A 15,070-nucleotide genomic window follows, 5' to 3' on the forward strand; every position below is an offset into this window, starting at 1 on the left:
ATCAGCACGGCTACAATCAGCACGGCTACAACAAATACGGCCATTCCAAAAAGCGCCAAAAAACGGTGCTCGACATCTTCGGCGAATTGTTCGATTAACGATGCCGGCACAAATATATCACAAGAGGCCGTTCTCTTTTACGAGAGAACGGCCTCTTTGTATGTCATCAAATCAGAGGGATGCTTCAGCTTTCACTCAACGGAAAGGGGCAGTAACCGTACGGCCAATATCACGAATGATGATTCCTACATCTTCTGTGAAGTTTCTAACGGGATGGCCGTCAAGCGGTACCATTTGTTGACTCATGTTCTGAATCCGGGAATGAATCGATTTGTCCGAGGTCACATGAATGGTGTAGCCCTTCCCAACCTGTTCGGCCTTTTGTTTAATCTGTTTAGCGACAACAGCTGCATTATGGCCTGCTTTAACATCGAGACCGATGATTGCGTTGCGATTGTGCACGATGACGGTATGTTTGTCGACACCTTTGATCGCAGCAATTTCTTTCTCGATTTGCTTGGCCGTAACATGATCCGATGGAGCCGATTTTGTTCTGTCCACTGCGTTCGGATAGTTGAGTGACCGCGTTGTGTTGCCGTTATGGATGACTCGATTTTCAATGGAACGAGCCTTAAACTCGTTTGTTTTCACCTTAGCAGTCGAGCACCCCGCAGTCGCCAGCAGCAATATCATAAAGCATAGCGTAAACGATCCGATTTTTACTTTCACTCTTCATCCTCCTGTGTGTTAGATTCACGGATATTATGAAGCTTTATTAAGTAATCTATACTAGCCTGCAACGTACAAACGATTGTCTCTTATGGCGATTACTGACACTAATAGTCGCCAGTCAACGGGGAGACAATTTATCAGGGTAAGCCCCACATTAACTCTAGGAGGCGACAACATGAAAAAAACAATCGTTGCGGTATTTACGGCATGTATGATGTTAACATCCGACACGGCAGCTTACGCATCATCGGCACCTGTAAGCGAGAAGAAGCACGAAGAATGTCGCTTGCTCTAAGTCCGATCACATTCCTGACCCTGCCTCACAATCTGCGCCATTAAACATACAATCGAATCGAGCGGATCCAACTCGATTTTTCCCGCAAATCCACAAACAAATTGAGATCGATGGCAATCGGGCTCAGCGAGAGTTAAAGGGAATCGCCCCCGCTCAATTATATATTCCAGCAGTCCGAATCCATGCGGATGTCGAACCGGTATCCGTAATGGATAATGGCCAATTGGGCGTTCCTGCGAATTTTGAGGATGTCGGATATTTTTCGCCTGCAGACATTTTACCCGGAGCCGTCGGCAACGTGATTATGGATGGGCATGTGGATAGCAGAGAAGGCCCCGCAGTGTTCTTCCCCCTGAAAAAGCTCAAAAGAGGCGACTCCGTTATTCTTAAGAGCAATGAGGGGGAAAAGATTGAATTCATCCTAGAGTCGGTTAAGTTGTATAAAACCGACGAAGCTCCTATTCAAAAAATATTCGGTCCAACGAATGAAGCGAGATTGAATTTGATAACATGCGGGGGTAAATACATTCGACAAAAAAAAGAGTACGAGGCAAGACTCGTTGTGTACACGAAGCGCGCCAAATAACGGCATTTTATTTTCGTCCCAGTTATGAACCGTAATAAACGGACTTATTGGGATATATCCAGCGTTTAGTCGAATGTTCTCTATATTTGATAATGATGCGTTTGCGGTATACCTCTACGACTAAGCTTTCGCTTCTCTTGGAATGCGACTTAACCTTGCGAATGGCTCCTGTTCCCACTGAATAAAAGCCTTTATAAACAAGCTGCCTGGTCGTTACCAAATCCATATGCGTATGCCCCGAAAATAAGATCAAGTCAGGATATTGCTGTAGAAGCTCCTGCAATTGCTTGAACTGGACGACTCCGAGCCTAGATTCCGATCCGTCCACCGTTTGGAAGAGCGGCTGATGAAGAAAAACGAAGATCGGAAACGGTTCCTTACCATATAATGCAGAGGGCTTTTCTTGTAACCGTTCAGTAAGCCAGCTTAATTGGGCAACGCTCAAAAAGGCATTTTCGCTTACTGACCGATCAACGTCCCGATAACGCTCGCTGCCCAAAAAAATAAAGTGACAGCCATTCAGCCAAAGATGGTGATAAGGCTTACTGTAGCCAAAACTGTTTTGAAACAGATTTTTGGCTTGTTCGGACGACCAGTCCGGATTAAGTCGAAGCGATTTGTTTTCGAATATCCACAGTTTATAATATTCATGGTTTCCGATCGTTGCATGTATGGGAGGGTGGAGAACCTTTCCGGATAAAGCGTCAAGCATTCTGTAATCCTCTTCTTTTCCATTCGTCAAATCTCCGTTTAGAACCAATAATGAGCTATTTGGATTAATTTTGAGGTGATCGCGAAGCGCTTTAACAAACCGGGTATGGGATTCTCTATCTTTCGCGCTAATATGAATATCGCTCATGACGGAGAAACGCAGTAATGGAATTTCGGTCGTCCCGTCCGTTTTGATGGCGAAAACGAACATGCCGCCAATTATAACGGTTAAACTAAACAAGCGTTTCAAAGATTGCATTGATTCTCCTCTATACAGGTTTTTTGTAAGCATCGGCTAGTCATATGATGCACAAATCCGAGTGGGAAAAATCATGCGATTAAACGAACAAAGGCTACAGCTCGTGAGCTGTAGCCTTTGATGATTATGGTGCGGTCGAGAGGACTCGAACCTCCACGGCTGTTACACCACTAGAACCTGAATCTAGCGCGTCTGCCAATTCCGCCACGACCGCAAAATAATGTGTCAACGGAATTTATCATATCATGTATAATAGAACATAGTCAAGTATTGGATTAGGAGGAGCACGCGTTGAACAAGCTGGAGCAAAAAATAATGCAGGACGGCATCGTCCTAAATGAAAATGTACTGAAGGTGGATTCCTTCTTGAATCATCAGGTTGATCCGACATTGATGTGGGAAATCGGCAAGCTGTTCGTCGAACGTTTCGAAGGCAGCCGCATTACAAAAATATTGACGCTGGAGTCGTCCGGTATCGCGCCTGCAGTAATGGCTGCATTGCAGCTTGATGTACCGCTGATCTTCGCGCGCAAACGCAAATCGTTAACGCTGAAGGACGATTTGTACACGGAGAGCGTCTATTCGTTCACGAAGCAGGAAGTGAGCGAGGTGTCCGTCTCCCGCAAGTTTCTCTCGGCAGGCGAGCGCGTGCTTATTATTGATGACTTTCTAGCTAATGGCGACGCCGCGCTCGGCATGGCTGGCATTGTGAAGCAAGCGGAGGCAAAGGTCGTTGGGATTGGCATCGTCATCGAGAAAACATTCCAGCCAGGCAGACGGAAGCTGATCGATCTTGGCTATCATGTGGAGTCGCTTGCTAGAATTCAGTCGCTCGAAGGCGGTCAGGTCACGTTCGCAGATCATTGACAATCGCTGTCTCGTGTAACTATAATGCTTACATATTGTAACGACGAGAGGGTGAGGACGTGACTAGTAATCGATTCGCGGTAGCGGTTCATATTATGACGTTATTGGACGTTAGCGAAGGCGAGCGGATGACCTCGGAGCTGATTGCCGGAAGCGTCAATACGAATCCGGTCGTTATTCGCCGGATTATCGGGATGTTAAGCAAGGCAGGACTCGTCACGACGAACGCGGGCGTAGCCGGTGCCGTCATTACGAGGGCAACCGATCAGATTACGCTGCTCGATATTTATCATGCCGTAACAAGTCCCATGCAGGATGAGCTGTTTGCGATTCACGAGAAGCCGAATCCGAATTGCGGCGTCGGGCGCAACATTCAAACCTCGCTGGAAAGAGCCTTCAACGAAGCTCAGCAAGCGATGGAAAATAAGCTTGCCCAAATTACGCTAGCCGAGATCGCAGGCGATGTCGCTGAGAAAATAGGCAATGAGTAAGAATACAAAAGGAGGTGCCCAAAGCTATATGCTTTAGGGGCACCTCCTTTTTCCGCTCATATTTAGCCTTTCGAAGCGCCTGCTGTCAAGCCTTCAATCAAGAAGCGCTGAAGGAACAGGAACAGCATCGTCACGGGCACGGCGACAAGAACGGCGCCGGCAGCGAACATCGTGAACTCCGTCGAGTTGCGTTGGCTCACCATACGATAGAGCCCGACAGCAAGCGTACGCTGTTCCTCCGTGCGGAGGATGAGATCAGCGAATATGAAGTCGACGAAGGAGCCATTGAAGATCATGAGGCTGGCATAGGTCAGCATAGGTGTTGATAAAGGAACAATGATGCTCATGAACACTCTCAGATGGCTTGCGCCGTCGATGCGGGCCGCATCCTCAAGGCTCTTCGGAATCGTATCGAAAAAACCTTTGGCCACGAAAACGTTCGTAATGATCGCGCCTGTACTGTAGACGAGAATGAGCGCCCAATGGGAGTCAAGCAAGCCGATGGAATTCAATAAGACGAAGATCGCGATCATCGCCATGAAGCCGGGAAACATCTGCAGCACAAGAAATACTTTAAGCGTCGTCTTGCGACCGGCGAACCGGAAGCGGGAGATGGCGTAAGAGGTGATGAGCAGAAGAAATGTTCCAATCATGGTCGAGAAGACGGCGACCTTAAGCGTATTAAGAAACCAAGTGCCGTATTTCGTTTTTTCGAACAAATCGTAATAATGCTGGAGCGTCATTTCGTTAGGGATGAATGACTCGCTGTACAGACTGTTGCCAGTCTTCAGCGAGGATAACAAAATCCATAATGCCGGATAAATACTGATGACCGTAAGTATCGTTAATAGGAGGTAGGTAGCGCCTAGTTTCCATTTGGCCGATGAGAGTCTCAATGGATCATATCCTCCTCTTTGTAGGATCGCGTCCGCGTATAACTCCAGATGGAGAAGGAGGCGATGAACATAAAGATGAAAATGCCGATAACGGACGCAAAGCTGAATTGCGACTGGTTAAGCGCCAGCTTATATAGCCACGTAACGAGCAAATCGGTATGGCCAGCGAATTGATACCCGACGTTAACGGGATCGCCGCCCGTGAGCAAGTAGATGACGTTGAAGTTGTTAATATTGCCCGCAAAATTCATGATGAGCACCGGAGCGGTAGCGAACAGCACCATCGGCATCGTAATGTAGCGGAACTTCTGCAGCGAACCTGCGCCGTCAGCATCCGCGGCCTCGTACAGATCGCGCGGAATAGTAGTCAGAACGCCGAACGCCAATATCATTGTGATCGGGATACCCATCCACATATTGACGAGTACGACGGTTACTTTCGCCATGAACGGATCGGTCAGCCAAGGGAGGCCATTCAGTCCAATCGCTCGCAAATAATCATTCACAGGACCAAATTGATTGTTGAACATATTGCGCATAACGAGCAGAGAGATCATGTTCGGAATAGCGAACGGAATGATAAGCGCCGTCCGCCAAAACTTCTTGAACTTCACGCCCGGCTGGTGGATAAGCACCGCAACGATGATGCCGCCAAGATAGGTCGTGAACGTAGCGAGGATTGCCCATACGATTGTCCATTGGAGCACGCCAATGAACGTTTTGCTCCATACCTTCATATTGATCATTTTCATAAAATTATCGAACCCGACCCAGTCGACGAGATTCGCTGGCGGCAGGATTGGATCCGCGTAATTCGTGAAGGCGAGCAGAATCGAGAAGATAAGCGGCAGAACGGTCAAGAAGGCAATGGCAATAAACGGGGGAAGCAGCACCAGATAAGCAAAATGCTTCTGTCCGAGCAATGCCAGCGATTCCGTGAAGCGGTTCGGCTTGCCGCCGTTGTCCCGGTGCTTGCCGACGAGATAAGCGTCGCGAATGTTCAATACGTAGTAGCAAAGAATGAGCAAAGCCGCAATTAAGGCGACAAGCCCTTTAATCAGCATGAAGATTGAATGATCGCCTTCAACGAGGCGCGTCATTTTTCCGACTTTCATGAAGCCGCTCGGACGATCACCAAGCGTAATCAAACCTCGGAGAAGGTCGAATAGCTCGAAGATGAAGAAGTAAATGCTCGTCAGGCCTAAAGCCGCAAACAATAAGCCTTTCAGCCATTGCCTGTTGTAGAGCTGGCCAGAGCCTATCAGCAGGGCCGATAATATCGCGCCCGCGCGTCGGTTGGTCATGGGGCAGCAGCCTCTTTTCTCGCAGGATACGGCCCCTCGTCCGCTCCTCTTGCAGGAGCGGGCGAATGGGCCGTTTTTGAATGCTCGTTACCTTGCGCTCATACCGTCCTTAATCGTTTGGACCATGTTGTCGAGCGTCGTCTTAATATCAAGACTCGTATCGTCCCATAGTGCGATGAAGGTAGCCTTCAGTGCTTCCCATACAAGGTCTACGCCAGGTACGGAAGACATCGGCACGGAATTAGCGAATTGTTGGAAGAACCCGCTCGTGATAGGATCGTCTTTAATGAGAGGATCCTCGCCTGCTTCAATGTTGGCCGGAATTGCGCCCGTCAACTGGTAGTTTTTGAGTTGGTTCTCTTTGCTGCTGGCGAAGTTCGCGAACAGATGCGCAGCGACCGGATACGGCGTGTACGAATTGACGTAATACGACTTGACACCGGAGAACGTTATCGAGTCGTTGCCGTTCGGGAATTTCGGCAGCGGAGCGACACCCAAATTCACTTTATCCTTGAACGCCGCGACCGACCAAGGACCGTCGATGTTCAGCGCCAGCTTGCCTTCTTGGAACAGCTGCGTTTTGACGTCATACGTTATATCTCCCGCATTCATCGGCAGAATCGACTTCAACTTGCGCAGAAACTCGAAGCCCTGCACGACATCGCCTTTGTTCAAGCCGATATCGTCGGCATTCGTATTATTGTCGCCGAACATGTAGCCGCCGTAGCTGCCGATGAACGGATACGTGTAATAACCGACGAACTCCCACATAATCGCATATTTCTTTTGTGCGGGATCGTTGAACGTTTCGGCGAATGAGAGAATCTCATCCCATGTTTTTGGAGGCTCGGGCAGGATGTCCTTGTTGTAGAACATGGCATACGTTTCTACCGATTTCGGATAACCGTACAGAACGTTATCGTAAGAAGAAGCTTTAATGGCTGTTTCCACGTTGTTCGCCCGCGTCTCTTCCTCGAATACTTCGTTTGGCAACAGCAGGCCCGCCTTCACAGCAAGTCCGATCTGATCATGCGGCAGCGTCAATACGTCGGCGGCTGTCTTGGACGGGCCGTCAGTCGTGAGCCGAGCCCCTTGATCCCCGCCTGCTACAACCTCAACCGATACGGGAATGCCGTATTTCTCCTCGAACGCTTTGCCGATCTCCTGCATGTAAGCTTGCTGCTCCTGTGCTTCCCACACGACCAGCTTAGCCCCTTTCTCGGGAACTAGTTCATCGGTGCTTCCTTCCTCGGCCGTATCATTGGCAGGCGCGTTGGTGGCAGGAGCGGGATTGCCTTCATTGCCATTGTTGCCGGCTGAGTTACATGCGGCGAGAGCGAAGACGAGCATCATGCTGACAACCAGGGAAAACCATTTTGATCTTTTTAACATAGGAACACCCCTTCGATAGGTTTGGCAAACAGGTCTTGCGAATCAATCCGGCGGCAGGGTAGGTTGACTCATTGCTTGTCGTAGGCCGGAGCGATACTTACGGGGACACCTTCCTCTCTTGGGTGGACAACACAAAAAGGCACACCCTCGATTACACATAACGTGCACGAGGTTGTACCTTAACAGGTAACATCGCCTTCATATTGTCTTATAACATGTTCCTGATGTCCTAACTATCACGCAATCATTATATAATGCTGATTAAAGCGCTTGCAAACGCCGTTATCATCCAAATTCGTTCAATTTGGCAGGATTATAGGTCATTCTCTTGGATATGGTGGGTTAAAATGGCTATTTCTCAGTTTCTTGCATATTTTGCTTTGTTTCTTGGATTGAGGCTGCGGGTAAGATGCTTGATATATACAAAAAGAGGGCTGAGCCCAAAGGTCGATATGACCTGCAGGCCAGCCCAATACTCATTGCATAACGTTTATCGACTAACTTCAGATCAAAGTAGCTGCTTGCAAAGCTGTTTAATTTGACGTCCAGTTCTCAAGTCCGCTCTCGAACTCCTCATAAGGATGCGGAACAGACGCTTCCATTACCGCGTCAAAACCCCAATAGCTCGAGTCGACGTCCGTCCATATTGGTTCAACCTGAACCTTCCAAGGCGTGCGGCCGGTCACTTGGTTGAAAATGATATCCGCTTCGACGCGCTTGATCGGTTCATTCGGACGGAAGGTACCGTCTGGATAGCCTGCAATCAAACCTTGCGTATATAACTGAGCAATGGCCTTCTCCGCCCAATGTCCCTTCGCATCGGCAAAGGTGATTTCCGCCGCGCTGCTCCACTTCTTCACATTGAGCAATATTTGTGCAAGCTCAGCTCGCGTTACTTGCTGCTCCGGAAGGAAGCTGCCGTCCGTATAGCCAACCATCCACCTCTGCGCAGTGGCAACGGCGATATCGTTCGCTGCCCAGTGCGATTTCTTGACATCTGCGAATGGATTGCCAGCCGCCGCCTTGTCTATTTCTCCAGCGAACAAGCGGTTAAGGATAGCCGCCGTTTCCGCTCTTGTAAGACCGCGCTCCGGACGGAAGCTGCCGTCTGGATAGCCAAGCATATACGGCTTGTGGTCGCCGGTATCGACGACTTTCGGTTCCATCACAAAGTCGTATTGCACGATCGACGTGCCGACATGGATATTGCCGTTTTGGATATAGCTGTCGTCGCCTTGCAGCTCGTCGCGTGTATCGTTGCGGCTGTCGAAAGTTTCGTATCCGTCTTTTTCGGCCAAAATGTAGTAGTCCCCGTCAGGGAACACCATCCAGCCGTATTGCCCGCCGTTTACGGTCGATTGCGGATCGCGGTTTTGGTTCGGCGCAAAATCCGGCAATATCGGAAGTACTACGAGGTCGCTAGCCTTTCTGCCTTTGGAACGGTTTAGCTCGGTGTCCGTCCAGTGCAGCGTAACCTTCGCGCCGTCGATTGTCTTCCCTGTAACCGCATCCGTCACGATGCCGTACGGATCGATGAGTCCGGCTTCTAACCGAGCGGTTCCGTCACTGTTCACAGTGAGCGTTCCGCTGCGGCCGGCGAGCTTCTCGCCCGTAGGAGCCACGATGCTAAGCGCGACCTTGTAGACGCCGGGAGGCACATTGCTCAGACTGAACGATCCGTCCGCGCCGATCTGTATGTCAGGAATGTCCAATGGCTTTCCGTCGGAAGTCATTAGCGTGGCCGACAGCGTCAGGTTTTGACCAACGATTTGCGTGATGGCTGTTTTAGCCGATTGGTCCGTTTTGTTAGGGTCGGATTCCAGAACGAGCACAGCTTCCGTTGTTGTCGTGCTTGTCTTGGACGGCGCGGCATCGCGAATGATTTTGACCTCGAATTGATCGGAACCGCAAGCGCCTACCGGTGTGCCCAGCCCGGTAAATACCGGAGCGCCAACGCAGACGGTAGTCAAATCCTCTGTAATGCTGACCTGATGAGCCGCGGCTTGGATAGTGCCGGACACTGCATTCCAGCGTTCGAAATCCTGGTTTCCGGCTACTTCAAACGATAAATCCTGAATGGCAATTGCCGTTCCTAAATCTACCGTTTCAACGACGCTCACGCTCGTTGTGCTATGCGGAACATGCACCTCGTAAGACTTCGTATTGTAGTTGAAGGCAGCAGGCGATTTCGTAATCACTTGCCCGTTAGCGCCTTTCACGTCAAGGCGGGTAATGGTCGCCGTCTTGAATGTTTTGGCAGCTCCGTAAACCGGCGTACCGTTAACGATGGCGTAAGCGCGGAAGTAGTAAGTCGTACCGCGTTCCAGCTCCGAGATCGGTCTATAAAAACTTGGATGGGAGCCGATTGCAGTATCGATGTCTTCTGTCGTTGCGGAATTCGAGAAGTTCGCATCCGTCGAATACTCGAATCCAACAATGGTCTCTTGGTCGTAGCCTGCCGCCGATCCCATTAAAAAGGCATCGACGTCCGTATTATAAGAGGCATACAAGGTCTGTATGAAAGGCACAGCATCGCGAATGATCTTAACTTCGAACTGATCGGAATCGCAAGCACCAGCCAGCGTACCCAGCCCTGTAAATACCGGTGAGCCTACGCAGACAGTCGTCAAATCCGTTGTAATGCTGACCTCATGCGTCGCTGCTTGACTCGTGCCGGACAGCGTGACCCATTCTTCGAAGTTTTGGTTCCCGTCTACTTCGAAAGATAAGTCCTGAATGGCCGGCGCCGTCCCTAAATCCACCGTCTCAACGACGTTCACGATCGTCGTGTCATGCGGCACATGCACCTCGTAAGACGTCGTGCCGTAACTGAAAGCCGCAGGAGATTTCGTCAGCACGCTTCCATTCGCAGCTTTCACATCAAGGGAGGCAATAGCTGCAGTCTTCAACGACTGGGTATCTCCATAAATGAAATTGTCGTCAACGACGGCATAAGCGCGGTAATAATAAGTCGTGCCGCGTTCCAGTTCCGATATCGATCTGAAAAAAGTAGAATTGGAACCTATCGACGTATCTGTATCTTCGGTTGTTGAAGAATTTGTGAAAGATACATCTTTCGAATACTCGAATCCTACATACGTCTCTTCGTCGAATTCGTTTGCGGTACCCCAAAGAGTAGCATCCGTATCCGTATTGTAAGCGTTAGGCGATGTTTCTATTAACATAAAGTGAACGGTAACCTTTATTTGTTCTTCGCTTATACGAAAGAAAATATCCTGTTTGAGTCCATCATCCGAACTTACGCCGGCCACCACGCTTTGGAACGTTCCCGGATTCCAAGTATTGATATTCGGTTGAGCGCCATAAGCCGCTTTCTGGTAAGCGGCGGTATCTTCGCTATTCACATTCTCGGTATCATTCTCGTAAGTAAACGTTACGTTGGAACTTGTTAACCAAAGGGAATAGGTTCCGTTTTCGTTATCGATTAGATTGCCGTCCGTCACGGACAATACGGAACCCCATTCCGAGGTAGTTACCTCTCTAACGGGAGATTCCGGACCCGCCTCCGCATAGGATTGGTTCAAAGGAAAACCTGCACACAGCAAGCATGCAATCAAAACCAAGCATAGAGCCTTACTCATTGATCGTCTCGTCATAGATGTCATCCTTCCAAATGTCTGTATGTGATGAAGCCTTGCGCTGCGCCTTACTTTAACGGCAGACCGAACGCGACCGCCATTTCATAGGCATTAATACTTCCGAGACCTGCTGACATCGAATAGACATCACCTCCTTCAAAAACGCTTTGGTTGCTGCTTGGGCCGACCGGATTAAAGGCCGGCTGTTCCATCAGCTTGTAGAGCGGTTCATGTATATCGCCTAAGCCTTGTTTCAATCCGCCGACGATGTTCGCGAATATGCCGGCAATGTACGGGGCAGCCACGCTTGTCCCTATAGCTGGCATCCATTCTCCCTTGCCCGTCTTCGGATCGGTGACAAAGATCGGCAGCCCGTCTCGCTCCGAAGTCGGCGAATCGGTTGCCGTAACGATAGACGGCCCAACGATATCGGGCACCATCCGATATTTGCCGCTATCTGCGATCCCTTTCATCGAAGCCGCAGCGGCGTTTTGATAGCCAGGCGATGAATAATGGACGCTCCAGCCGCCTACCGAAAGCGGCCAGACCTTTTCGTTTACGCGTTTGGAAGCGGGGTCGACGGTTACAATTGTTCCTCCAACCGCAACGACATTGGGCAAATAGGAGGGGGACAGCAAATGCGAGTTTTCCTGGCTCGGCCCGTTATCGCCCGTATAAGCAAATACGGTAATTCCCTGTTTGCTCATCTCTTCTATGATTTCAAAGGCTATTTTGTCATCCTGCGGGTTCGGCGCTCGTCCCCATGAGAAGGTAACGATTCGAGCTTGTCCGTCGTCCAAAATCTTCTGAAGAACGTAGGAGAAAGGTACGGCAGGCGGGACGGAATACACATCCAGCACCGCATCCGGAGCTGCTGCGTGCACCACGTCGATGTCCAGCGTCGACTCGACATGACCATTGGCCGCTGCACCTTGATGGACGGCGCCGCCAAACAGCGGAATAACGTTAATAATCGGCTTCGGCAATCCGAATTGCTTCGAGAAAAGCTCAATATCCGACGTTTCGAAGGTGTCGAACGTTACGATCGCCACATGTACGCCGCGCCCCGTAAAGCCCTGCGAGTGCAGATCGGCAACGCGGTAATAATCGTTCACGGATTGCCATTTGGCCGCTTCTTCAGGCTCTGCCATAGGCGAATCCGTTTGAATGCTTGTTTCTTGACACGAGGTCAGAATACATAGCGTAGTTAGTACAAAAACCATTCGTTTTACAAGCTTACCGTACGCCATGTGATCGTCTCCAAAACTTTCTATTTAACAGCTTCGTAAATAAGAGTTGAAAAAATTGGTCGTTGACAATTTCCGACAAAATAATCATAGGTAATTAGTCCCTGTATGTAAAGATAAATAATCGCACACAGGCTAAATCTCTCAAGCAGGGTTCAATTCCTAACCTAGTCATCTACAAAATCAAACATTAACTTTATAGTTTCCCTTAATATGCTAGCGAATCGCAAGAAGTAAGCTAGGATGATGAAACCTTCTAAGTGGAAATAACAGGATAAATATCGTATCTGCTGTGGATACTATGATTAATCTTGATGAGGAGGCTTAACACAGATGGAGGGTAAGGATAATGGCAAGAAAAGTCCGAGTGTGGACAACGCCAAGCAGAAGCAATTAAATGCCTATCGCGTTACGGATCAAGGCGAGGCGTTAACGACGAACCAAGGCTTGCGAGTCGAGGATGACGAGCATTCCTTGAAGGTTGGTCCGCGCGGTCCGACCATTATGGAGGACTTCCATTTCCGGGAGAAAATGACCCACTTCGATCATGAGCGTATTCCCGAGCGTGTCGTGCATGCTAGAGGGTTCGGCGCGCATGGCGAATTCGAGCTGTACGAATCGCTTGCGGAATATACGAAAGCGAAGTTTCTGACGGACACTTCGCTTCGCACGCCGCTGTTCGTCCGCTTCTCTACCGTAGCAGGTTCTCGCGGCTCAAGCGATACGGTGCGCGATGTGCGCGGTTTTGCGGTGAAATTTTATACAGAGGAAGGGAACTATGATCTTGTGGGCAACAACATGCCGGTGTTCTTCATTCAGGACGCGGTTAAGTTCCCCGACTTTATTCATGCCGTGAAGCCTGAGCCGCCCAATGAGATTCCGCAAGCTTCATCAGCTCATGATACATTCTGGGATTTCGTAGGCATGAATACGGAGACCGCCCATATGATTATGTGGGTTATGTCAGGAAGGGCGCTGCCACGCAGCTTCCGTATGATGGAAGGGTTCGGCGTGCATACGTTCCGATTCGTTAACGAGCAAGGAAAGTCTCACTTCGTAAAGTTTCATTGGAAGCCGAAGCTTGGCGTTCACTCGCTTGTGTGGGATGAGACGCAGAAGATTGCCGGCAAGGATCCGGACTTCAACCGCCGCGACTTGTGGAATGCGATCGAGCAGGGCAACTATCCCGAATTCGAGCTTGGCGTTCAAATACTGAAGGAAGAGGATGAGTTCAGCTTCGACTTCGATATATTGGACGCGACGAAGCTATGGCCGGAGGAGATCGTCCCTATACGGATCGTTGGCAAAATGACGCTGACTCGGAACACGGACAATTTTTTCGCGGAAACGGAGCAGGTTGCCTTCCATGTCGGACATCTCGTACCCGGCATTGACTTCACGAACGATCCCTTACTGCAAGGTCGGCTGTTCTCGTATACAGATACGCAGCTGCTTCGCTTAGGGGGACCGAACTTTGCGGAAATCCCGATTAACCGACCGATTACGCCAGTACATAACAATCAACGAGACGGCATGCACCGGATGACGATTAATCCGGGACAGACGAGCTATCATAAGAACGGCCTAGCGAACAATGATCCAGCCCCAGTACCGCCAAGCGAAGGGGGCTACCGCCATTACGAGGAGAAGGTAGATGGGCGGAAGATCAAAGCAAGAAGCAACAGCTTTGAGGATCACTACAGCCAGGCGTCGATGTTCTGGCATAGCATGTCGCCGGTCGAGCAAAACCAAATCGTAAACGCCTTCCGCTTCGAGCTCGGTAAAGTTATTTCCAAGCAGATTCGGCAGCGTGTAGTGGATGTGTTCAGCCATGTGGCAGAGGATCTAGCGGAACAAATAGCAGAAGGTATTGGAGCGACTGCGACAAAAGGCGTTGCGACGGAGCCAACAGCAATCTCTCCTGCCCTCAGCATGATGACAAAGACGAAGACTGCTGCTACACGCAAGGTTGCGGTGATGCTTGGAACAGGCTACCGCACGGCAGAGGTACAGGCGCTGTTGAAGGCGTTGACCGCGGCGAAAGTAAGGGCGGACATTGTGAGCAAAACGCTCGTTCCCGTAAGCGGCAACGACGGCACGCTTATCGAGCCGCAGCAATCGCTGCTCACTGCGGCGTCGGTCCTGTACGACGCCGTATATGTAGCTGGAGGAGCACAGGGCGCTGATGAGCTGCTAAGCGATATCGCATCGGCAGGTTTCGTCCGTGAAGCGTTCCAGCATTATAAGACGATAGCTGCCGTAGGAGACGGTGTCCGTCTGCTTATTGCCGCTGGCGCGGCACAAGATGCAGGGAGTGACGGGTCGCAGCCGGCAGGCGTGTTGCTTACCGGTCAAGAGAGTGCCGATGCAGCATTCTTCACATCGTTCATTGATGGGATAGCGCAGCACCGCCACTGGGATCGTGTATTGCAACCGCAACTGTTGAAGTAGATTGAACGTGCAGGAAGGCAGACAAAAGGGACAATCACCATAATGGCGTTTGTCCCTTTTGTCTACTTCTTCAAAGAAATAAAAAAGCCCGCAAACGCTGCTAGAGCGATATTGCGAGCTTGTTGGTTATAAAAGTTGGTGCGGTCGAGAGGACTCGAACCTCCACGGCTGTTACACCACTAGAACCTGAATCTAGCGCGTCTGCCAATTCCGCCACGACCGCATGCCTTAATTACGTTT

General features: G+C 50.0%; 11 protein-coding genes and 2 tRNA genes. 4 read left to right on the plus strand and 9 right to left on the minus strand.

The window, feature by feature from the left end; all coding sequences use genetic code 11:
* Window positions 1–195: 195 nt before the first annotated feature.
* Entirely contained in the window at window positions 196–729 is a 534-nt protein-coding gene (locus V8F51_RS02645; protein WP_337098502.1) for a YhcN/YlaJ family sporulation lipoprotein, read from the minus strand.
* A gap of 461 nt (window positions 730–1,190) precedes the next feature.
* Here V8F51_RS02645 and V8F51_RS02650 point away from each other — a divergent pair, with 461 nt between their 5' ends.
* Window positions 1,191–1,613, plus strand: coding sequence for a class F sortase (locus tag V8F51_RS02650; protein WP_337098894.1), 423 nt, complete (start codon window positions 1,191–1,193; stop codon window positions 1,611–1,613).
* Between the two features lie 22 nt (window positions 1,614–1,635).
* On the opposite strand, the gene V8F51_RS02655 is transcribed toward V8F51_RS02650, so the two are convergent.
* Complete coding sequence (locus V8F51_RS02655) at window positions 1,636–2,583, minus strand: metallophosphoesterase family protein (RefSeq protein ID WP_337098503.1); 948 nt, start codon at window positions 2,581–2,583, stop codon at window positions 1,636–1,638.
* 127 nt (window positions 2,584–2,710) lie between these two features.
* Window positions 2,711–2,797, minus strand: a tRNA-Leu gene (locus V8F51_RS02660).
* 77 nt (window positions 2,798–2,874) lie between these two features.
* Between V8F51_RS02660 and V8F51_RS02665 the strand changes: the two genes are divergently transcribed.
* Window positions 2,875–3,450 (plus strand): xanthine phosphoribosyltransferase, encoded by a 576-nt coding sequence (locus V8F51_RS02665; protein WP_337098504.1) that lies wholly within the window; start codon window positions 2,875–2,877, stop codon window positions 3,448–3,450.
* A gap of 59 nt (window positions 3,451–3,509) precedes the next feature.
* The gene (locus tag V8F51_RS02670; RefSeq protein ID WP_337098505.1) at window positions 3,510–3,941 is read left to right on the plus strand and encodes an Rrf2 family transcriptional regulator; all 432 of its coding nucleotides are present in this window, start codon (window positions 3,510–3,512) and stop codon (window positions 3,939–3,941) included.
* Window positions 3,942–4,003: 62 nt separating this feature from the next.
* Here V8F51_RS02670 and V8F51_RS02675 read toward each other — a convergent pair whose 3' ends face one another.
* From V8F51_RS02675 to V8F51_RS02695, 5 genes are all read right to left on the minus strand, one after another.
* Window positions 4,004–4,837 carry a sugar ABC transporter permease gene (locus tag V8F51_RS02675; RefSeq protein ID WP_337098506.1) on the minus strand — a complete coding sequence of 278 codons (834 nt, stop codon included), beginning with the start codon at window positions 4,835–4,837 and terminating at the stop codon, window positions 4,004–4,006.
* Window positions 4,834–6,141, minus strand: coding sequence for a carbohydrate ABC transporter permease (locus V8F51_RS02680; protein ID WP_337098507.1), 1,308 nt, complete (start codon window positions 6,139–6,141; stop codon window positions 4,834–4,836). The genes V8F51_RS02675 and V8F51_RS02680 overlap by 4 nt, the downstream gene beginning before the upstream one ends.
* Before the next feature lie 87 nt (window positions 6,142–6,228).
* The gene (locus V8F51_RS02685; protein ID WP_337098508.1) at window positions 6,229–7,533 is read right to left on the minus strand and encodes a sugar ABC transporter substrate-binding protein; all 1,305 of its coding nucleotides are present in this window, start codon (window positions 7,531–7,533) and stop codon (window positions 6,229–6,231) included.
* Window positions 7,534–8,066: 533 nt separating this feature from the next.
* Window positions 8,067–11,078 carry an S-layer homology domain-containing protein gene (locus V8F51_RS02690; protein WP_337098509.1) on the minus strand — a complete coding sequence of 1,004 codons (3,012 nt, stop codon included), beginning with the start codon at window positions 11,076–11,078 and terminating at the stop codon, window positions 8,067–8,069.
* Window positions 11,079–11,200: 122 nt separating this feature from the next.
* Window positions 11,201–12,283, minus strand: coding sequence for a S53 family peptidase (locus V8F51_RS02695; RefSeq protein WP_337098510.1), 1,083 nt, complete (start codon window positions 12,281–12,283; stop codon window positions 11,201–11,203).
* A gap of 429 nt (window positions 12,284–12,712) precedes the next feature.
* Between V8F51_RS02695 and V8F51_RS02700 the strand changes: the two genes are divergently transcribed.
* Window positions 12,713–14,830: a catalase gene (locus V8F51_RS02700; protein ID WP_337098511.1), complete on the plus strand. Its 2,118-nt coding sequence runs from the start codon at window positions 12,713–12,715 to the stop codon at window positions 14,828–14,830.
* A 136-nt stretch (window positions 14,831–14,966) separates the two neighbouring features.
* Here V8F51_RS02700 and V8F51_RS02705 read toward each other — a convergent pair.
* Window positions 14,967–15,053, minus strand: a tRNA-Leu gene (locus V8F51_RS02705).
* Between the last annotated feature and the right edge of the window lie 17 nt (window positions 15,054–15,070).

The sequence above is a fragment of the Paenibacillus sp. YIM B09110 genome (assembly GCF_037167145.1).
Lineage (GTDB): Bacteria > Bacillota > Bacilli > Paenibacillales > Paenibacillaceae > Pristimantibacillus.